Origin of the sequence: Enterobacter cloacae complex sp. IR5458, from assembly GCF_049238025.1 — a bacterium.
Classification (GTDB): domain Bacteria; phylum Pseudomonadota; class Gammaproteobacteria; order Enterobacterales; family Enterobacteriaceae; genus Enterobacter; species Enterobacter kobei.
In genome coordinates, this window is the sequence record NZ_JBMKIF010000030.1 from 13,426 (window position 1) to 32,749 (window position 19,324).

Genomic DNA, 19,324 nt, shown 5'->3' on the forward strand with positions numbered 1-19,324 from the left:
GTTTTACCTGTTGCATGAAATTATTGATGTTATATAAACACAACCGGCATTTTATCTAATAGGTTTGAAAACACTAAAAATCGCAAATGCTGGTACCTTTCTGTTTTAAGAGATTTTCAAGGTAAAGTGAGGCTAGATCAATTGGCTGGTTCTCTTCAAGACAGGCTCGCACAAGATCTTCAATAGAGACCGAATCAACCCCCCTTCCCTGTAAAATTTCTTTAGCAGATGCCAGCGTTTTATGAACGCTTCGACTTAGTTGTAATCTGACTTGTGTGCGGGTATCAAAAAGACAATCTTCTGTGACACTTTGTGAAACGGTTCTACTCATTGAAAAATCACTCCATTTCTGGGATCGAATGAAAATTAACAGCTATAGATGTATCAGGTTTCCCATTTTCTACGATACTCAACCACGTACGCGCTGAGATTTGTTGTTCACAGACGAGTATGTAACCTGTTCCCTGTTGATGATGTAGCTCAAGAGCTTTTAGGATAGGCTCTGAATGAGGTCCGAGAGCATCACGCGTGTGAATAAGCGTTTGCTCTGGCAATACGTTGCTAAGCATAGACAGCAGAACATTACGCTCATCCTCATTATCCGACAAAACAAGAATTATACGAAAACCCGTTTTTATACGAAATCTGATTTCTGAAACTAACTTTCTTAATCTTAATTTATATATGACCAGGCGGAATCGAGTCATCAGTAAAGAGACCACTGTGAAGATAACGATTACTGCGCCATATTTTGACCTGTAGAACCACCAGTTAAGGCCTCCAGCAACTATCAGGATTAACATTAAAATTAAACTCCCATAGAAAAAAAGTGCTGGGTAGCGAGTTGTCTTTCCTTCAATTAGTGCTGAGGCAAATATCAAAATGGATATTCCGTAAATTACCCAGTCAAAAATACTTTCTCCAATCATTCTTTAGTGAACATCCTTAAAAGTGGAAATGTAGGTTTATGGGTTTATGCATTTTCCTGATGGCCTTGACAACCAAGGATTTCACAGAAATTGTCACAGTGTGAAGCTGTAACAAAGCGCTCTCCACGTTCGAATCGCTCAACCAAATCCTTTCTTACTTCACTTCCAGGTTTCTGGAAGATGTACTCAAGCTGGAGATCCTCGGCCGTTGAAAGTAGTCGTTCTATGCTGAAATCAACATGGTAAAAGCAAAACTGATTATCAACCGGGGGAAAGTTGCTTTTGGTACTGTTCTCGTTTTTGGATTTTAGTTCATTCATGAGCTCTCCTTGGTTGAGAACAGTATACAAATCTCTTTAGGGATTTTTTTTCGTTAATAGCACTTTTTTGAGTTTAAAGAGTATGTTCATACCAGAGCATTAGAGGCTACGAAAAGGATAATGGAATTAGAAAGATAGATTTTAAGTGGTGATGTAAGGTGGGATAGGTAGAAGAGGAGTAGACGCTTGTAAGCGAGGCAAAAAAAAGGCACGGAAACCGTGCCATAAGAGTATGTGAGAAAAAATCAAAATCAGGGAAAGAATCAAGCAGCTTGTGAAACTGAATCTCCAACTGCAAGATTTAAATTTCTTAGGTTATCGAAAACTTCAGATACTAAGTCATTACGGTCGTGGATTTTAATCCGCCCACCGGTTAACTCTGAAACATAAACGGTATGGCAGAGGTCAGTAACCACTTCGCCGTATTCATCAACGACTTCCAAAGATGCAATCATCGGAATATAAGAAGCCGCAGCATAGCTCTCATAAATACTTATTATGGAGTCATTGTTGCGTCGAGAAATTACCCTACCAGAAGGTAAAGCCTCATCTTCCATATAGCAATCAGATAGGTCCTCACAGAAGTCATTTTCTTTAAGTGAAATATTAAGGGTCAATTCACTGTTGATAGAGCGTGAATAAGAATATTCACTCAGTTTATAGCAAGCCAAACTTATATCACTAAAAGTTTCATAAGCTTTATAGAGGCTCGATGTTATAGACTCAGATACAAATGTTATTAGTCCAATAAAATGAGTATCCCAGAACTGTTGCAAAGCAAAACGGGCAATCATAACCTGACCATCAACCTGCATCAGTCTGTTATATTCATCCCGGTCATAACCTTTCGACTGAGAAACATCATTAGACATGCTAAGAACTTCACTACAAACATCATCATATTCAAAACGGCTAGTTGCAAAGTGTTTTCCTGAAATCTCAAGGTACTGACCAGAGACTGCGTCAAACACCTCAAGAAAGTAACAGAGTCGAGATTTTAAAGATTCTCTGTTTAAAGCTTCTATTTCATTCTCAGAGATACTATCGACATATAAATCAACAGCATTCTTGAGTTCAATAGCTTTGATATTACAGGTAAAAGAAAGCTCGTCACTTTGACAATGGCAAACACTTAATACTATATCCGCCTCATCAAAATCTATGCCAAGATAGCTCAGAACTGCTCGGACATAGTTTTTATCATCAGATGAATGTGTCATATACACTACCTCAAATTTGAGAGGAAGTGCCCCAGAAGGGAAGCGACTTCCCCACTGGGTTAGATAAAAGTTTGGTTAAGCTAAAAGAAGATGCCAGCGACAGATTTTACATTGTCATAGACAAGTGTCTTCAGCCAACCAAAGTTACTTTTTTGGACTGAAGCAAAAGGATCATTGAGACGCGTTACGAAAATCGTCAAAAGCTTCAGTTATTAGTAATGTGCGATCAGTTACTCTGTATCGGTCATTACTTTCGAGAGATACGTAAGTTGAATGCGAAGAATCACAGACAACACGCCCTCTTTTATTGATCAATCTTACTTCCATCATCACCGGCACATTGATAATTGAAGCAACATCGGTATAGAGGGATATGAGGGCATCATTGTCACAATATAACGCCCCGTTCCCATCAAATGTATCGTTAAACTTAATATATATATCTGGCATATTTGCCGGATAATCATCAGTATTGAAATCAATGCATAACTTTAAGTCATCATTAATACGGCGATTAATCTTATGCTGCCCAACACGTACAAAGCCATGTTCAACAGCTTTGATAATCCTTAAAGTTTCATTAAGACAATCTGTAATTCTTTTCTCGACAAATGAGATAAAGTCACCAAAGTCGGAATGAAAAAACTGTTTAAGTGCAAATTTCGCAACTAACACTTTCCCATCCACCTTCATTTTATCGAGATAAAGATTTCTTATAGCATCAGTAGAAGAATTAGCTTTAGATAACTCTTCACAGTCATTAATAATCATTGAAACAATATCAATAACTTTAACTGGGCTTAAAGTATTACTATATCCGCGAATATCAAACGTAAAAAATCCGAAATTCTTAAATACTCCAAGAAAATAAATTATTTTTTGTTTCAAAAGAATAGAATCGGAGTAAGATGCGTTGTGCTTTATTAGTTCAGATATGTAGAGATCCAACATACAATTTAAATTATCGATATCTACATCGTAATCAAAGGTTACTTTGTCGAACGAAGTATCAGATAATTGAACGGTTATATCGTCAGCGGGAACATTAAGGCCTAAATTTTGATAAAGAAAGGCACTAACAAATTCCACGTGGTCAGATTCTTTAAACATTTACACTACCTCATGACTAAAAAGGAAGTGCTTCCCACCGGGAAGCAAGTTCCCGGATGGGTTAGATTAATTATAAAAGAGTTCTTCAGAAGGTACATGCATTTCTGGTTTGAACTGTTTTAAGGAGTTGTTTATAGCTTTTCGATATAACCCTGAAGAGTGTGGCTTAAACATTTGATATTCCGTAACGAGCAGAGGAGACGTAAAGCATCCTAAGTTCACTAGTGAAATATTTGATGTTTCTTCACAAACATCTAATTCAGCGTATATCCGCCTCTTCATTACCCTGCCTGCTAAATAGCGACGAACATGATTTATAAACTTGTCCGCATCTGATATAGAATTAACTATATAATCAGATGTGACTATCTGATTAGATACAGTTTCAGGTATAGCTTCGGCTATTATTTTTACGTTCATTTCATAATCAACACTATGGAAGCAAGCAAGAATTTGTGGCTTCGCGCTTTCTAAAATCTTTTCAAGAACAGAAAAAATCAGAGAGAACTCGTTTAAAATTCGCTTTTGTATAAGTCCATGTAGATGTTTTATGAAAGGAGAACCGTGTTCAACAAGGCCTAGTATAAGATCCTTAGAGGCCAAATCTGAGCGGTAATAAACGTATTCTAGATTATCCCGGTTAAATCCTTTGATAAGCAAATCAGGCTGCTCTGAGACCAGTCGTAAATGAGTTGAAGCTATAGAAACTTCAAAACGAAAGTTCGCGAGATTTACAGGGCCTGCTTTTAATGTAGCCGCTTCGGAAAAATAAATGAAAAGAGGATGCAAATCATCGTTACCACAGTAAAGATGGTCTGCGCCCTTAAGATATTTCACCAAATGAGGTAGAAAAGATATTACTGGAATATCAGCCACAAATCGAATATGCCGAAATGGTTTTGAATCCAAATATATATTTTCCACTACAGCGCCAACAAAACCCATTTTAACAAGAATAGATTCAACTAACTTTTGTATCGCATTCATTTAAATACCCTCTTAATAGAGGGATTTCTCCCAAAGGGAGAAATCCCTATGGGAGAAAATAATTTTAATTAATAATTGTAGCGAAGCGCATGTTCTTTTTCACTAAGATGGTTTTCATATTCCGACTTACCAGAACTTAAACACTCTTTGAAAAAGACCTTTGAAAAATTCTTCAAGTCACTTCGGTTGTTAATTTCTTTGTCAGACATCAACTTAGCTGAGTGTGAGGTATCCACAGGCCCCAACCACCATTCATATTTAATATAAACACAATTGGTTTTTGTATGTCCATTTAGAAATCGTTTTGCATTTCTAAGTATTTTTCTACAACCGTTAAGGTCTGAAAGTAAGATATCTGGAGCAATGAGCTCTTCCAGAATATGACCAGGTAAGCCTTTCCTAAAAAGCTCAACATCGTAACTACAATACCAGTCACGATAATTAAAAGCTTTAATAAGTCTTTCAGGTGTATCCAAAGATATCTTATTCAGGATTTTTAATGCAAAGCATACAGCATCTTTTAACAACTCGTGCACCTCAACATTGATAAATGAGAAAAACGAGCTTAATTCTTTCTCTAAGGAATTATACAACTTACCGTAAATATCCTGAGAAAAAAGATACTGCAATCTTTCTTTATTATAAGTGCAATTCGAAATTGAATAGACTTCTCCTCTTTCGATTTTGCACCCTTCCCTTAAAACTATAGGAAACCTCAAATGGTTAACAATGAAAGAATGATTCTTTCTTTGCTTCAAAGCATCTAATTGAAATTTCGTAATTTCCTCCAGATTTGCATCTTCAAAACCTGGAAAGGGAATATCACAGAAACAAGAACTATATGCTTTTGCTGATTCATACATAAACTCCAGTGAAACATCAGCATCAAAAGACATACCAGAGAACATGCCCTGCCCATTGTCTAAAAATGTAATGTTTTTAACCTGTATTTTTTTATGTTGAACAACCAAAAAGGCATTAATGATTTTTTCGATAATTTTCATGTGATCCTCTCTCAATAAAAAAGGGATCACTCCCATATGGGGTGTGATCCCCACATGGGTATAATTTAATTAAAAATCTGTAAGACCTAAATCTTTATTTCTACCACAAACTGTAGAAGATATAAGACGTTTTACTCGCTTTCGAGCACTTCGGCCTGACGTATCTTTCAAGTACATCGGTAATGACAATGATGAGATTTGATTACTTCGCTTATGATGGCAGACTATATAGCCCTGCCTCCACCCCGAACGCACAAACTCACGGATGCGGTTAATATATGCCGAAGCTTGAGATTTTGTACTTATCGATTCAGAACACTTTAAGTTCTGTTCGATAGAGTAAAGCTCAGCCGCCATTAATTTCACCTCATACAGGTCATCCCCATAACTTATAGTTTTCAACAGCTCTTCCTTTTCCCGAATGAAAAATACTTGCTGCATTCCAAGGATCAGGTCATAGGCCTCTCGAAAGAGGTCGATAAGCTTATTACGAACATAAATCATAAACTCCTCAAAGTGCTGAAGCCAGAAATAAGCCGCATTACTTATTTGTGAATTGTGAGAACAAACAAGCCCTTTAGCAAGCTCGACCTCTTCCTCCCGAAAAGTAAAGTTACTTTTCTTAAACCGACTTTGTTCAAAAATGCTTTGATGCATTTCTATCCATACAGAAACAAAACCGAGGGATTCAAATTCTTCGTTTAACAAATGTAAACTTTCGAAGATTTTCTGAATTTCGATCCCGATGTCATATGACAGTGGACATTCTTTTATAGAATAAACATAACCGGGTAGGAAGTGAGATAAATGCTCAGTTCGCAAATATAAACTGAATTTAAGTTCTGTCAGTGGTTGTTTCAAAGATAATTTAGATGATTCGCTTATATTTACTGGTTCAACACCATTTCTAATCAAAATAGCTTTTACCAGGTCCGTAGCTAACTTCATACAGCCTCCAGTCGTTATTGAGGCCTCCCTGATGCAGGTTGGCCATCAGGGAAAATATGTAAATCAATTAGCAACCAATCAGACCGTTGCCATTACATTGTCAATGTATCTGACAAGGGATGGGCGGTCGTCCTGTAAGGCAAAACGGCGAAGGTCATCAAGATTATACGCAGGAAGATAATCAGCGTAACCTCGAATACGAAGGTCCTCAACCACAACTTTTATATACTCAAATCGTCCAAGATTTCCTTTTAATGGGGGTTTTCCTGGACTAGACAGCATATCGTCTGCTTGCTCCCATGTGATTTCTTTAGCTTCACCACTATGTAGATCAAGATGGACATATATGAATGACTTATAATCTCCACGGCAACGAAGATAATATTTCGGATAGAAATATTTGTCACAACGCAACAAACACGTTCCTGAAGGACGAACTACGTACAACAGGTTTCTGTCATTTTCTAATATGCCATGTTTCAAAATCGTTATATCTATCTCATTATCATGCAGCAAATAGCATGACGATGGTTCATTGACGATGCGCGATTTTATAACAGCAGCAAATTTATTAAAAACTTCGTTAGTTTGAAAATTCATTAAAATGCTCTCCGATGTAAAACGACGAGCATCACCATAACGGTAATACTCCCGTTATGGGTTTTAATAGTTTATGGAATAACCATGTCATACAACCGACCATAGCCAGTAGTACCGCACATTTATTTAACTGAGCAAGCATCTCAGCCGTGAAAAGACCTTAAAGGCAGGTAATTATCACGAAGGAAAGCGGTTATCTTATCAATACAATTTAAAAAATAATATTGATAAGATAACCCCCCCCGCAAAATGCGGGGGAGTTATCGTTGTTACAGCTGATTAAGACATTCAGGAGCCCAGTGAATCGGGAATCCATCCTGCCCTGTTAACTGGAGAACATCGTTCCAGTCGATACCCTTTTTCCCATCAGGAATATCTTGTGCTGGTTCGAAGACTTCAATTGTCAGCTTTGATGCGGGATATCGTTTAGCCAAAAACTCAACCATGCGGCTTTGAAGTCGCTGAGCAGCTTCGATACCGGCACGAGTGCCTTGTGAGTTAGCAATATCCTTATCCGCCCAGATATAAAAGTTTATATATTTTACATCCGGCGGAGGCAGTAAAAAATCAGGAACAGTAACGTTTTCAAGGCACCATGCGGAGCTGGCTGCCCAGCATGGTGTTGAAGTCGCTTCTACAACAGAAAGCGCATTCTCGATCCCTTCAGCCACTCCCAGTGTCCAGGTCGAACTACCTGAATCATAGTGAGGGTCAAACAACTGAATTGAGCCACCTGTCATATCGGCAGGAGGCTTCATCATCAGCTTTGGATTTTCTACAGGTGCCTTATCACCGTTTTTGTCTACGTATGTTCTATGGATAGTCAGAGGCCGACCTCGGGTGTCACGATAGATTGCAATCATTCCCGGATAGATAATCGATTTCTGCTTATCTTTATCCCAATAGTAGATCCGGTTATTAAAGCCTAAATCCTTTGGTAAGTGACTCAGTAAGCGGGAGATCCCACGATTACGGAGGTACAAAGCAACAGGAGTATTAGGCTTTATTTCACCGGTATAGTGATACATCACATCAAGTTTTCGCATTCGCTTTGCCACTTCCTCTCGGTCAAGAGTTTCTGTGGCACGAACTGCTGATTTATAGCGTCGTTCATTTTCAATGTCGGCGTCAGTTAACGGAGCATGCAGATCCATCCCGAAAAAATCTGAGAGAATCTTTTTGCAAGTCTGCGTTTTACTTAATTCATAATATTTCGCCAGAACATCAATTCCGTCGCAAAACTCATTTACCGGAAAGTCATTATGGATCGCACATCCGGTATAAAGGTCTTTTTGCCGGAAACGAAACTTCGATTTCCCTGCGCCAGTAAACGGGCAAGGAACCTGGCTCGGGGCTTTTGCACAAGCGTCTTTGAAAGCAGGTATTCTTTCGAATATATACTTCCAGCCAGACACTTCAGCAATTCGAGCATGAACGAGTTTAATAAAGTGTTCAGATACTTCCTGTGGTTTACGACGAAGAGCCGGGGATGCATAAGTCATGATGATCTCTCTTATCTGGCATTGTGAGTTTCTCAATGCCTTCTGCGGTGCAGAAGACAGGGAGAAACCCACAACGCAGAATTTAAGAAAGAGGGCCCGGGGGCCCTCAACATTTATGCTTCAGTCGTGAAGCCATTATTCTCAAGACGCTGTATGTAGTTATCTACAAGTAACGCAGCCTGCTGGCTATTACCCTCCGCTATAGTGACTTCGCGGAAGATTCTTTCCTGAGGGCTATCATTGCTTATAACTTCACCAACACGTCCGAAAATACGGACTTTATGCATCGCACCGACTTTTTCATGTTCTACACGGTAAGTTTTTATCTGAGTCATATTTTGCTCCTTATTCCTTCATGGAGCAAAAAGACCCACCGGGGCCTTTTTGCCCCGATTGGGTAGAGTTTATTAAGAAAGTATTTGATGAACTAGCTTACTGACTTCAATAGACAATAAAGAAGTATCATCAACTGTTACGAAAGTGTCCGTTTCAAAACCAATTATTTCATCAGTCTTAATACCAACACCAACGATTTCTATTCCATTACATTTAGCCTTTTCCATAACTTCGACGATAGTAAATTCCGATTTATTCGGATAACCATCAGTTATAAGAAAAATTATTTTCCTATCGAATTGGCTGTCAAGTAACAGATCAACAGCTGCCATTAAAGCAGATCCCGTAGGGGTATAATAACCCTTACATCCAAGAGTGAATTTCGATAGAGATTCCTCAACGCTTTGATCAAACGTTTTGATAATCTCAAATTCACTTTCCTTGAAGGGAAAAACTATATTGGAGACATGCATTTTTGACAAACTTTCAGCGGCCATCGATAAAGCAAGATCTGACTTAATGGCATGAATATATCTTTCATCATTAGCCATTGACGCTGAAATATCACGAACTAATACGAGGCCAACATGCCCTCTATTTTTAGATTCGCTTTGAGCTCTGAAGACATCACGAACTCCCATTTGTGACAGAATTAATCGATTTCCATCGAAGGTAATTCCACGCTCATGAGTTTTGTTTCGGCCACGCATTTTAACCTGCTGTAAAACAGACAAGTCGCTACCGATTGAATGACTCAGAGACAAAGCCTCATTGTAAACATTCAAATCGATAAGGAGATCAGGGATATCCCATTCAGAAGCACCGAATTCGGCTTTCACGTCATCGGATACTTTTGATGCAATACCTTCAATCTCTTTAGCCAAAGCATCGTGATAATCTTCGCTATCCTCATCACTGCTAAGAAAGGCATCCAACAAATCTGCCAGTATCTCCCATTGAGCCGATGAAAAGTTACTTTCATCTTCAACGTTAGTCGAACTGGCTTCATCTGATTCACTCTCGGAAGGGTTAATCGCATCAGTATCGTCTTCAATAATGTTATCACCCGTGGGATTGCCACCGGTGGGTTCATTATTTCCCTCGTTATCTTCAGCAAGTTCTGAAGGCTCAGAACATCCCTCTTGAGCAAGATCAGCGTTATCGGAAGTATCTGCCTGACCTTCACTATCGTCCTCAGAATCATCCTCACGACTATCAGTCGACGTAAGCGATTTATCTTCTGATTCGGTATCGGTATCGGTCTCGGATTCATCATATGCCTCCTGCTCCTCCTGCTCTGTCTGCTGCTGTTGTTCCTTTGCCTCATCCCGCAGTCTCTCTAAAAGAGCCAGGGTCTTACGAGCAAGGGATTCACAGCCCTGAGTATTTTCACAACCAAGAGCATCATGAAAAATTTCCTCAACATCAGAAATTACTGGAGAAAGTATCTTTTGGGCATAGTCAAAAAACGGATCGAGGGTTTCTTTGTGACCTACCTGCTGAAGGACTTTTACTCGCAATGAGTTAAGCAGATACCACTCAATAAATAGGACAGGATTTTCCGGACGAGAAGATATATCAGGAGTCATCCTTCCGGCTTTAACCATCAGTGCGTAAGTGGCTGCAAGCCGCCGCTTTGCATCCGGATAATCGTTACCAACCTTCTCTTCCATCTGTACATCATCGAACAGATTTATAAGCCCGGTAAGACGTTTTGCCCTGCTATAAGCTTTACGTTTCTCAGCGAGGCTCTCAAACTCTGCATTCATTCCGTCATCGAAGCGTGTAAACCCTTCAGATGACATGAGAACACTATTAAAGGCGTCACTGTAAACCTCACTGACGGTATAGCGACCATGACCAGCTTCATGACAGGTAAAACCTTCAATCAGACTGACAAAGTCATCATCGCTATAATCGCCGTTTGGTAAAACACAAACTTTATTGACAGGATCAAAATACGGTCCTTTGGTATTGTCGTCTATTACAACTCTTACATCGCCTAAGCCGCTAATGACTTTTGCTATATTCTGTAAACGCTTAATATGGCGCGGCGATGATTTAAGATCTAATTTCATAGAATACCTCTTTATAAAAAAGGGGTACTCACCCAGATGGTGAAGTACCCATCTGGGGTTTTTAATAAAGCAAACAGTTACCAGCCTTTGAGCTCGATATCAAAACCATTTTCAGCATTGTCTTCCTGTTGCGAAACTGATTTCTCAGGTTCAGCTACAGAATCAGTGTTTGAAAACGTGCTGTTTTTTATATCGTTCTCTACGACAGGTTCAACCTGAAACACATTTGTTGAATCTAAAATAGCTTCAATACCTGTGTTCTGTAGCGCGTTCGGTTCTGTTTGTGAGCTTTGATTAAATGATCTGGTAATAGATTCCAACCAGTCAGTAACCTTTTGCTCTCCTGAAATAATACGCTTTAACATTGAAGCATCACTCATGAAATAAAACCACTGCTGTAACACCGCAACGTCGCGAGGTTCAGAAATGGCACCTTTAGGTAAATTATTCATTATGTGTTTTATAGCTTCTGCAAGTACTGCCGCCTCTTTATGTATAAACATGAAGCTAATGATCTTATTTTGCATTTGCTTCAGTCGGTCAATAGTACTTGAGCGCAAATTATTATTTTTACTAATTTTTTCATAAACCCTCATTGCTTCTTCTGCCAGATCTGTTATCAATTGTTCCTGATAGTAGTCCTGGGTTTCATCACCTTCAACGCTAATAGGCGTAAAAGGAATAAAGTGAGCAATATTAAATCTAAAGGATTTTATGAAATCATCTTTAGTTAATTTCAACTGATCAATCAAAGAAGACATTCTTGGGCTTCTATTTTTTTCAGCCTCAATATGCATCTCATAATTGTCTACAACGTTTTGAATACCTGCCTGAAACTCTCGTTCAATCTCTTGGGCCCCTTCCAGAAACTCTTCCATACTGGAAACTGGTAAAATCCACATATTGCTATAGCGGATGCACAAGCGTGAGCAAAGGGTTGATATTCTGCTGGTAATCGTACTTTTGAAGCTAAGGGCTTTTATGTCAATCCAACGTACTTCGCTTTTAGATACGCTTTTTTGATCCGTAATATCATCTCCATCATAAGACAAATCGATTTTATCGGTTCGACGCGATCCTTGACAGCCACTTATTTCAATTTTTGTTATAACTGCACCTTCCAGTAAATCTGGATATGATTTTGCAAAATTCTCAGAGATTTGTTTTGCAGATACTTTGTTAAGCATTGAAGTATTTAAAGTCATGGGTTTCTCCAAAAAAAAGGGGAAACCCTCCCCAACGGGAAAGATTTCCCGATAGGGTTGATATTAAAGCTTCTCTGGTGCAATTAAAAGAATACCGGGAAACTCAGCGGCAACATCATCATTGCCCATTGCTCCCTGATACATATAACCTTTTAATTCCATTTCTTTAATTAGACCTTCCATATTTATTTTACCATCATGATAAAACAATAAAGAATAGTCGTTATTCAGTTGCATAAGTCCAGTAAAATTAGTTCCGTTTTTTGCTATAGCAATGGTAGCAGCACCATCCGTACTTAAAAACGCACTAAATTCAAGATGGGATAACTCTGAGATACAAATATCAGAGGTTTCATAACAAATCCCATCTAACTCGACTTTTTTGCTGTGAAATACTCCAGCGATTTATCCTTGTCTTCGCCAAGAGAAAGATCTATAGCTTGAAGAACAAGATCGACCACATGTAAAGGTAAAGCAGAAGCAAAAGCTATTTTGAAAGTGTCAAGAAGACTAAAGGTTTTTAACGTCATCGACGTGCCAACCCAAGCTACTAATTGACGAATATCCATCACACTGTCTTCTGTACCAGAGTCATTTACTGCAATCGCTACTCTTACGAACTTCTCAATGACCTGAAAAGGCAAAGAGCTATATCGTTTAGTAAGCACATTGGTTAAAGCAACTTTGTCGGGCTTCTCCATTTCAACTATCAAGAACCGCTTTATAAAAGCTGCATCTTGACGTTGAGAAGAAACGAACCGGCGAGCGCCTCCACTCATGTTTGTGTTTGCAGTACCAATAAATCGCGTGTAGCCATTAGCAGTTATAACCTCACCACCATTAGCACTGAGTGACCAGGGCTTACGTTCAATGGGCATGTGAAGTTTTGCTGCCGTATCAGGATCGATTTTGTCCACTTCATCCAGAAGAATGAGGTGACCATTACGAAATCCCGTTACCAAATCGCTGTGTACAAAACCTGTATTACCACCATTAAGACTGCGCTCACCTTCAAGCTCATCAACTCGAATATTGCTGTTGATCTGCTTAATTGTCAGCGGCCAATTCATCATGTGGCTAATGTACATTACCATTTCAGTCTTGCCAGAACCGGACTCACCTTTAAGACACACACTTAAATCTATATCCGGACTGATAAGCAGTTTAACCACTTGTTCAAGTATTCGGGGATTTGGTATGTAGTCTTTGTTCAGCGGAGCTCGATACGAGGTTTTAGTTTTGAAAACAGGCACAGCCATCTTTGGATCCATTTCTGGAATACCAAAAAGGTCCTTTGCTAGAACTAAAAGATACTCACCTTTATCCACATAATGTTTTAACTTTATAACATCCGGGGAAAGAAGAGCTTCTAATTTTTCATAAGCATCAGAAGATGTTTCATTTAACTTCATAGCGGCATTAGACATTTTTAACTCCGGTAAAATGCAAACACCGCCCTCTGGCAGATGTTTGCCAGTGGCATTTTATTTGAGATTCATTTGGCAAATAGTTGCCATCAGTTTCCTGATTTGAGGCACATTATAACCAAGATGATTTCCCACTATTTCAAAAGCTTCAGACATGATCCATTCAAAATGATTTTCGAATATTGGATTTATTTCTAACTTGCCAAAAGCGTTTCGTTTAGTTAACAGATCACATGAAACAAGCTCGTCAAACAACTCTAATGTGGATTTAAAAGCTTTTATGTAAACATCCATAATTTCCCTGTCAGTCCATTTAACAGCCAGTTTTTTTTCTGACATTAAATAATCCTGATCAAAGAAGATGTCCCAGCCCATATCGTCATTGCAATCATGCAAAATGATTTCATCATCATTCCTGCATTCAGCTAATTTCGTGTTTTCACTAATCGAACGATGCGAATGATAATAGAGCCATGATTTTAATTCCGCTCTAAATTCACATGCATCAAGTCCATGAGATAAACAAGTGTATTCAAATGATTTTGACATATACCACCGTGTTTCAGCTTCTAAAAGTGGATTCACTGTGATATTACCATTGTCATCTTTGAAGAATAACTTTCTCCTCAACACTAGTTCTTTAATGATTTCCAAAGACTCTTCCATAGCGGATAGAAAAACAACATACACATCCTCAGGGGTCCATTCTATTACCAGACCACCCAAATCTGGGTTATATTCTTCAACCGAATATAGATAATCTGTTTCTGCTGCAAAATTAATTGTATGCAAAATCTGATTTTTAAGTAATTTGGATTTTTCATAAAGGTGATTTTCACGCCTTTCAGAATCATAATTTATCTCAGAAATGTTACTTTCATCTGATTTAAAGTTTAATCCGGACGTGTATGCATCATTTAAATGCTCTTTGGGTGAATCAACTATTTGCGTTATTTCATCTTCATCTATATCGAATATAGAAAAAAAACTAAGTTGATTACTACTTATTGCAGTAGCCCTAAATTTTTGTTTCATGGGGACTCCAAAAGGAGAAATCCCATGAAGGGATTTCTCCCCTTTAGGGTGGGTTTAATGTCAGATCTGATTAAAGCTACTTTGTCCAAAACCTTTTAGAGGTTTAGGTATGTGAGCCAACTTACTTGTTGCTACCACTCTCATGTAGTCAAGAGGATGTTCTCTCCCTTCAATCATAATAGTATCGACAACAATATAACCGGAGACCATCAACTCATCACCCTGATTTATACCAGTGAAACAGGTTGAATACATTTCAGGCGACACCTTGATTTGAACTGAAAATTCTCTCTCAGTGATTTCACCATCAACTTCTGTCTTCATCCTATTTTTGAGCTTTATTAACAAACCTATACTCTGGTCAGTCATTTTTTTCTCCACAGCACTGATAACTATCCCGGACACTTTTACTTCATTGATATATTCAAGATATGACATTTTCCGCTCCTCGATTTGTTCAAAGAGAAGCCCCGTTAGGGTTCCCCCTTAACAGGATTAAATAAATTTATTAGTTACATACATGAACGTGCAGACTACCAAACAGGCAATTCCGGCAATATGTAACCAATTTCTTGTTGGTTTAGTTGGTGCAATCGCTAAAGAGTTCTCCAACTTCTCTGTTACAAGACGTCGATTCTCTGCTTTAGCCGCATCATCTAAATATTGAGTTTCACGCTTAGCGAGAGTCTCAATTTTCGATTTTATTGCATGGTCCCATCCTTTAGTTTCAAAAACGCTTAACTCACTAAAGGTGTGCGTCATGAGATCTTCTGGGAAACCCAGTTTTTTCATTAACGGACGAATGGTATCATACATTTTTTCTACATTTTCGTAGTGGGCCTTTACTGCGACATCAAAACGCTTACGTAAAGTTAATTTTTCACGTTTGCAAATGATGTCCGAAACCCAATTTATTAACTGCTCATTTTTGAGTTCACTGGCTTTTTCAAGTGAGTAATCCAGATTATCCACGTCAAGAAATGAATTTAATCCGTATTTTTCAAACTCCTCAACAAGATATTTATCCAGTTCAGTTAAGCTTTTAAAAAGTGGTACATCTGGGGAAGCTTTAAGAAGCTTATAAGCTCCTTCGAAATCAATTTTCTTGACCACGAGCTCCACAACATCCACATGATAATAGCTTGAATAAGCAGAAAGCTTTTCGGCCAACAAAGACACAGGCTTAAGAGACTTAAGTTCAATGATATTTGGGCCGTCCTCATTCAAAATAACAATCAGTTCATTATCACGTTCTGTATATTTCATCAGAACTTCTAAGAGCTGTTTGTTTAGCGCCTTATCCATCTCTGGAATAATTTCACTAAAGGTTTGATGAAGGGCTTTACTGCGAGCTTTATTTTTAGACATTTGGGGTCACCTATATATAGTAAGAAGGAAGAAACAAATTTTTGTTTCAACACGAAGGCAAAGCCTGTCATTCATCTCCCGTAAGCTATGAACCGCCTGATTTATACTATCTGGCATTAGAAGTACGCAACAAAAATAGCCCCAGGAGGAGCTAAATTAGTTACGGTTTGGTAAATTCAGATTGCCTTTTGCAGGCATGGGAAGTGCACCAGCGACAAAGGTGACATTTTGCCGGTGGTGTCTTACAGCTTGTTTAAGCTGGCCGCTTTTCACGGCTAAATCAACGCTTAACGCGAAAGTAACTTTAAGCAAAGTTACTCAAATTTGGGAGCTGATATTTAAGCTCATTGTTTTTATACTATAGCTTTAAGCATAAGTAAATGCCCATATCGAATTATTCTGTATAAAGTGGAGAAATTCGAATATTAGCTGCTTCTTTTATCTTTTCTTCACTGCATTCTCTTAAAAAGAAAGAAGGATCACCATACCACATTACAAAAAGTTGCTTTTCTGCACGCGTAAATCCAACATAAAGCAAACGTCTTTCTTCTTCTATTGCCTCCTCCCCAACTGATCTTTTACTTGGTATCTGATCCGCATTACAACTCATTATTATTACTTTATTCCACTCAAGACCCTTTGAACCATGCAAGGTTGATAGGACTACTTTCTCTGGGCTGTATTCCTCGTCCTTCTTCCTAGGGCCTAATGACATTGCAGCAGCACGATTTATCATATTCATCCAACCAGTCTTTTCTGCCCACTGTTTACAAGTGTCTAAAGCAATTTTTGTTAAGGTTGCTGTACCTTTATTACTCCTCATCTTGATTGACGACGATTCCATCCATTTCGTAAGGTTGGCGAAACGTTTTGCTATCTCAACTTTATCAGAACTTTCCTGGGTAAAGCGCACGAAGTTTGAATGTAATGTTTTTGTTTCGAGAGAACTGTCCTCCGGGATGGCAAGGTCGCCAAAAGTAACTTTTCTTCCTCTCATACTCAATGCCACTTCATCCAAAACTGATTCCTGTTCTCCAAACAATGCCAATACTCTCTTCATTAAGCGAGGATCATTTGATTGTCGGAAAAAGGCCATAAGGCTTAACACATCGCTTGTTTCTTTTTCATCCCAGAATGATTTACCTCCGTAACGAATTACTGGCTGTTCGATCAAACTTTCTAGCTCATCCAAGTGAGCATTATTGCGGCTTAGAATTGCCCATCCATGTGGATCCTGATTTATAAGGCTTAAAATACCCTGTATCTGTTCCTCCATATCTACATATGAACGAAAAGTGACCTTTCCCCCTCCCTTTTTTGCCGAGCGTAACTCTTTGGCATAACGGTAAACATTCTTTCCTATCAGTGCTCCGGCCACCTCTAAAATTTCAGGTTCACACCTAAAGCATGTGTTTAAGTAAAATATGTTAGGTCTGAAGTGTTTTTCAAACTGTTGAAATATTTTGACTCCTCCTGAGGATCTGAAGGAGTAGATGGCCTGATCATCGTCTCCAACTATACTCGTATAGACTCCAGCTCTTGTATGCAATGCTATCCATGAGAATTGTATAGAGTCAGTATCCTGAACTTCGTCTACTATCAAATGTGTCAAATCTAACGTGCGCATTTTTCCCGAATGCATTTGACCGACAACAAATTTTGAAAGAGCATTGAGGTCCGCCACATGGTCTTTCTGGCATAACGCCTGATAGGTATTAAACAAATGGATCTGTTGTCTGTTATGCCGAACTGAAATCACATCCGTATCCATTTCTCTGCCGATAGCATCAATAACGAATTCAGCTTCAGCAAACTTCATCGTTACACCGGATTCTTTCAAAGCCCGGTGAATGACAGATCTCTGTGCTGGCCCTATCAACATCTTTCCCGGCCAGCGAATCATGTCCAGTTGCTTCTTAACGAGTCCGTGAAAAGTATCCACCAGCACCCGGTCAAGATCCTTCTTGCTCAATCGCTTTTGTAACTTTGCTGCAAGTGCGTTTGTTGCAGCGCGAGTAAAGGTCACCATCCCGATTCTTGCATATGGATACTTTTTGAGAATCGATATAACCGCTTCTATCATGGTGAACGATTTGCCTGATCCAGGCGCTGCTATCACCATATTGTTTGCGCTAGCATTCTCGATAACAGGTCTTTGCTCTTCTGTTGGCTTACCCATTTCAACCTCATTACTTCGTTTTAATAATTATACATTTTTATAAAAGCGCTTTTCTTGTGTACTGCTGGTTCTACTGGAAATCACTTTTTTTCCTTTTTTATGCAATCAGGTTGTTTGTGAAACGCGTGACTATGGAATAATGGTTCCATCTCCAAAAGACATTACAAAAAGGGCTTTAAATGAAACTTTTACGTTTAGTATCTCTGGTCTCTTCTGTCGTCATTGGTTTTTCCCTATCGGGTTGTGCCGGTGACACCGGCACTACGCCAGGCACCGCTCTGAATGCGTACAGTCACGGCCAGTACTGGCATGCTAATGCAAATGATTCTGTCGCCAAGAATGCCTATTCGTTTGCTGGTTTCGACGTTAATTTTAAGGAGCAAGAGGTTACTCCTGGAGGGGATGCCGACAACTTTCTTTCTAAGTATCTCATCAATAGTTCGATGGGCTACGTAACAGGCGGTCTAAAAGGTTTTGGGATCATGAGCCTCAGCTCTTTGTACAGTTCTTCTGACGCCGAATACATCCAGGTCAATCAATACCTAGTGTTCGTCCCCAATCCAAAAAAATTGCCTTACAATGATGAAAGTTTGGTACGTGAGGGAGCTAAGTATGTTTTTGAGCATACAAAAGCAACTCAGGCCTCATTTGGATACAACCCTGAAAAACAGAAAGCAGCTCTGGCCACATGTAAAATTGATATGGCAGTCGTCAATAAATGGAGTACCTGTGATCTGCCCTCTAAGCCTGATGCTGATGTTTTCCCTACAGATTCAATGTACAGCTTTCAGGCGATTCGCCCCGCAACAGGAACCGAAATTCCTGAGCTAAACCTTCCCGCTGGTGATTACGCTGTAATTCGTTATGTGTTCATCCCATTTAAAGGAAACGAAACAAGCGCTGATTTTTCGGGTATCATTTTCCGTTCTGATAGCCCAAATACAACAACTCCAGGGGGTGTTGCAGCCTCCATCAACGGAAAAGATTATTACCTCTTTACCGGTGAATACGGTAAAAAAGGCTTCCCAGAAAAAACATTGAAAGCCAAGTAATTAAAAAAGGGGCCTAACGGCCCC

Annotated in this window: 20 protein-coding genes; 1 reads left to right on the forward strand and 19 read right to left on the reverse strand. The window is 39.0% G+C overall.

The features are described from left to right. Positions 1–73: 73 nt before the first annotated feature. The 19 genes from ACOTYN_RS20350 to trhI all read right to left on the reverse strand — a co-directional run bounded on the left by ACOTYN_RS20350 (position 74) and on the right by trhI (position 18,248). Positions 74–331 carry a hypothetical protein gene (locus ACOTYN_RS20350; protein ID WP_001371933.1) on the reverse strand — a complete coding sequence of 86 codons (258 nt, stop codon included), beginning with the start codon at positions 329–331 and terminating at the stop codon, positions 74–76. A 7-nt stretch (positions 332–338) separates the two neighbouring features. Then, the gene (locus tag ACOTYN_RS20355) at positions 339–929 is read right to left on the reverse strand and encodes a hypothetical protein (RefSeq protein WP_000578891.1); all 591 of its coding nucleotides are present in this window, start codon (positions 927–929) and stop codon (positions 339–341) included. 44 nt (positions 930–973) lie between these two features. Further along, on the reverse strand, positions 974–1,249 hold the full coding sequence (locus ACOTYN_RS20360) for a hypothetical protein (RefSeq protein ID WP_001004201.1): 276 nt from the start codon (positions 1,247–1,249) through the stop codon (positions 974–976). A 263-nt stretch (positions 1,250–1,512) separates the two neighbouring features. Further along, the gene (locus ACOTYN_RS20365) at positions 1,513–2,469 is read right to left on the reverse strand and encodes a hypothetical protein (RefSeq protein ID WP_000149830.1); all 957 of its coding nucleotides are present in this window, start codon (positions 2,467–2,469) and stop codon (positions 1,513–1,515) included. Positions 2,470–2,640: 171 nt separating this feature from the next. Continuing rightward, a complete protein-coding gene (locus ACOTYN_RS20370) occupies positions 2,641–3,579 on the reverse strand; it encodes a hypothetical protein (RefSeq protein WP_000472041.1) in 939 nt (312 codons plus the stop codon). A 66-nt stretch (positions 3,580–3,645) separates the two neighbouring features. Then, positions 3,646–4,566, reverse strand: a complete 921-nt coding sequence (locus ACOTYN_RS20375) for a hypothetical protein (protein ID WP_000991697.1) — start codon at positions 4,564–4,566, stop codon at positions 3,646–3,648. A 68-nt stretch (positions 4,567–4,634) separates the two neighbouring features. After that, on the reverse strand, positions 4,635–5,570 hold the full coding sequence (locus ACOTYN_RS20380) for a hypothetical protein (RefSeq protein WP_000691119.1): 936 nt from the start codon (positions 5,568–5,570) through the stop codon (positions 4,635–4,637). A 69-nt stretch (positions 5,571–5,639) separates the two neighbouring features. Next, positions 5,640–6,518 carry a hypothetical protein gene (locus tag ACOTYN_RS20385; protein WP_000762003.1) on the reverse strand — a complete coding sequence of 293 codons (879 nt, stop codon included), beginning with the start codon at positions 6,516–6,518 and terminating at the stop codon, positions 5,640–5,642. Positions 6,519–6,596: 78 nt separating this feature from the next. Continuing rightward, complete coding sequence (locus ACOTYN_RS20390) at positions 6,597–7,118, reverse strand: hypothetical protein (protein ID WP_001011130.1); 522 nt, start codon at positions 7,116–7,118, stop codon at positions 6,597–6,599. A 269-nt stretch (positions 7,119–7,387) separates the two neighbouring features. After that, entirely contained in the window at positions 7,388–8,620 is a 1,233-nt protein-coding gene (locus ACOTYN_RS20395) for a DUF7146 domain-containing protein (RefSeq protein WP_000220379.1), read from the reverse strand. A 113-nt stretch (positions 8,621–8,733) separates the two neighbouring features. Next, positions 8,734–8,955, reverse strand: a complete 222-nt coding sequence (locus ACOTYN_RS20400) for a hypothetical protein (RefSeq protein WP_000192120.1) — start codon at positions 8,953–8,955, stop codon at positions 8,734–8,736. A 72-nt stretch (positions 8,956–9,027) separates the two neighbouring features. After that, positions 9,028–11,034: a VWA domain-containing protein gene (locus ACOTYN_RS20405; protein WP_000762700.1), complete on the reverse strand. Its 2,007-nt coding sequence runs from the start codon at positions 11,032–11,034 to the stop codon at positions 9,028–9,030. Between the two features lie 77 nt (positions 11,035–11,111). Then, positions 11,112–12,239, reverse strand: coding sequence for a DUF3150 domain-containing protein (locus ACOTYN_RS20410; RefSeq protein WP_000174396.1), 1,128 nt, complete (start codon positions 12,237–12,239; stop codon positions 11,112–11,114). Positions 12,240–12,302: 63 nt separating this feature from the next. Further along, the gene (locus tag ACOTYN_RS20415; RefSeq protein WP_001176645.1) at positions 12,303–12,476 is read right to left on the reverse strand and encodes a hypothetical protein; all 174 of its coding nucleotides are present in this window, start codon (positions 12,474–12,476) and stop codon (positions 12,303–12,305) included. A 131-nt stretch (positions 12,477–12,607) separates the two neighbouring features. Beyond that, a complete protein-coding gene (locus ACOTYN_RS20420; RefSeq protein WP_000063335.1) occupies positions 12,608–13,666 on the reverse strand; it encodes an ATP-binding protein in 1,059 nt (352 codons plus the stop codon). Between the two features lie 57 nt (positions 13,667–13,723). Next, positions 13,724–14,701 carry a hypothetical protein gene (locus tag ACOTYN_RS20425; RefSeq protein ID WP_000810361.1) on the reverse strand — a complete coding sequence of 326 codons (978 nt, stop codon included), beginning with the start codon at positions 14,699–14,701 and terminating at the stop codon, positions 13,724–13,726. A 60-nt stretch (positions 14,702–14,761) separates the two neighbouring features. Next, complete coding sequence (locus tag ACOTYN_RS20430; protein ID WP_000120822.1) at positions 14,762–15,139, reverse strand: hypothetical protein; 378 nt, start codon at positions 15,137–15,139, stop codon at positions 14,762–14,764. Between the two features lie 57 nt (positions 15,140–15,196). After that, positions 15,197–16,069, reverse strand: a complete 873-nt coding sequence (locus ACOTYN_RS20435; RefSeq protein WP_000041927.1) for a hypothetical protein — start codon at positions 16,067–16,069, stop codon at positions 15,197–15,199. A gap of 394 nt (positions 16,070–16,463) precedes the next feature. Further along, positions 16,464–18,248: an IncHI-type conjugal transfer helicase TrhI gene (gene trhI / locus ACOTYN_RS20440; protein WP_000517885.1), complete on the reverse strand. Its 1,785-nt coding sequence runs from the start codon at positions 18,246–18,248 to the stop codon at positions 16,464–16,466. A gap of 179 nt (positions 18,249–18,427) precedes the next feature. On the opposite strand from trhI, the gene ACOTYN_RS20445 reads away from it, so the two are divergent. After that, on the forward strand, positions 18,428–19,300 hold the full coding sequence (locus tag ACOTYN_RS20445; protein ID WP_000771834.1) for a hypothetical protein: 873 nt from the start codon (positions 18,428–18,430) through the stop codon (positions 19,298–19,300). Positions 19,301–19,324: the final 24 nt, after the last annotated feature.

What these genes read in the sequence shown, in the direction of transcription:
- ACOTYN_RS20350 (WP_001371933.1), bottom strand. Translation starts at nt 331, where the DNA reads ATGAGTAGAACCGTTTCACAAAGTGTCACAGAAGATTGTCTTTTTGAT.
- ACOTYN_RS20355 (WP_000578891.1), bottom strand. Translation starts at nt 929, where the DNA reads ATGATTGGAGAAAGTATTTTTGACTGGGTAATTTACGGAATATCCATT.
- ACOTYN_RS20360 (WP_001004201.1), bottom strand. Translation starts at nt 1,249, where the DNA reads ATGAATGAACTAAAATCCAAAAACGAGAACAGTACCAAAAGCAACTTT.
- ACOTYN_RS20365 (WP_000149830.1), bottom strand. Translation starts at nt 2,469, where the DNA reads ATGACACATTCATCTGATGATAAAAACTATGTCCGAGCAGTTCTGAGC.
- ACOTYN_RS20370 (WP_000472041.1), bottom strand. Translation starts at nt 3,579, where the DNA reads ATGTTTAAAGAATCTGACCACGTGGAATTTGTTAGTGCCTTTCTTTAT.
- ACOTYN_RS20375 (WP_000991697.1), bottom strand. Translation starts at nt 4,566, where the DNA reads ATGAATGCGATACAAAAGTTAGTTGAATCTATTCTTGTTAAAATGGGT.
- ACOTYN_RS20380 (WP_000691119.1), bottom strand. Translation starts at nt 5,570, where the DNA reads ATGAAAATTATCGAAAAAATCATTAATGCCTTTTTGGTTGTTCAACAT.
- ACOTYN_RS20385 (WP_000762003.1), bottom strand. Translation starts at nt 6,518, where the DNA reads ATGAAGTTAGCTACGGACCTGGTAAAAGCTATTTTGATTAGAAATGGT.
- ACOTYN_RS20390 (WP_001011130.1), bottom strand. Translation starts at nt 7,118, where the DNA reads ATGAATTTTCAAACTAACGAAGTTTTTAATAAATTTGCTGCTGTTATA.
- ACOTYN_RS20395 (WP_000220379.1), bottom strand. Translation starts at nt 8,620, where the DNA reads ATGACTTATGCATCCCCGGCTCTTCGTCGTAAACCACAGGAAGTATCT.
- ACOTYN_RS20400 (WP_000192120.1), bottom strand. Translation starts at nt 8,955, where the DNA reads ATGACTCAGATAAAAACTTACCGTGTAGAACATGAAAAAGTCGGTGCG.
- ACOTYN_RS20405 (WP_000762700.1), bottom strand. Translation starts at nt 11,034, where the DNA reads ATGAAATTAGATCTTAAATCATCGCCGCGCCATATTAAGCGTTTACAG.
- ACOTYN_RS20410 (WP_000174396.1), bottom strand. Translation starts at nt 12,239, where the DNA reads ATGACTTTAAATACTTCAATGCTTAACAAAGTATCTGCAAAACAAATC.
- ACOTYN_RS20415 (WP_001176645.1), bottom strand. Translation starts at nt 12,476, where the DNA reads ATGCAACTGAATAACGACTATTCTTTATTGTTTTATCATGATGGTAAA.
- ACOTYN_RS20420 (WP_000063335.1), bottom strand. Translation starts at nt 13,666, where the DNA reads ATGTCTAATGCCGCTATGAAGTTAAATGAAACATCTTCTGATGCTTAT.
- ACOTYN_RS20425 (WP_000810361.1), bottom strand. Translation starts at nt 14,701, where the DNA reads ATGAAACAAAAATTTAGGGCTACTGCAATAAGTAGTAATCAACTTAGT.
- ACOTYN_RS20430 (WP_000120822.1), bottom strand. Translation starts at nt 15,139, where the DNA reads ATGTCATATCTTGAATATATCAATGAAGTAAAAGTGTCCGGGATAGTT.
- ACOTYN_RS20435 (WP_000041927.1), bottom strand. Translation starts at nt 16,069, where the DNA reads ATGTCTAAAAATAAAGCTCGCAGTAAAGCCCTTCATCAAACCTTTAGT.
- trhI (WP_000517885.1), bottom strand. Translation starts at nt 18,248, where the DNA reads ATGGGTAAGCCAACAGAAGAGCAAAGACCTGTTATCGAGAATGCTAGC.
- ACOTYN_RS20445 (WP_000771834.1), top strand. Translation starts at nt 18,428, where the DNA reads ATGAAACTTTTACGTTTAGTATCTCTGGTCTCTTCTGTCGTCATTGGT.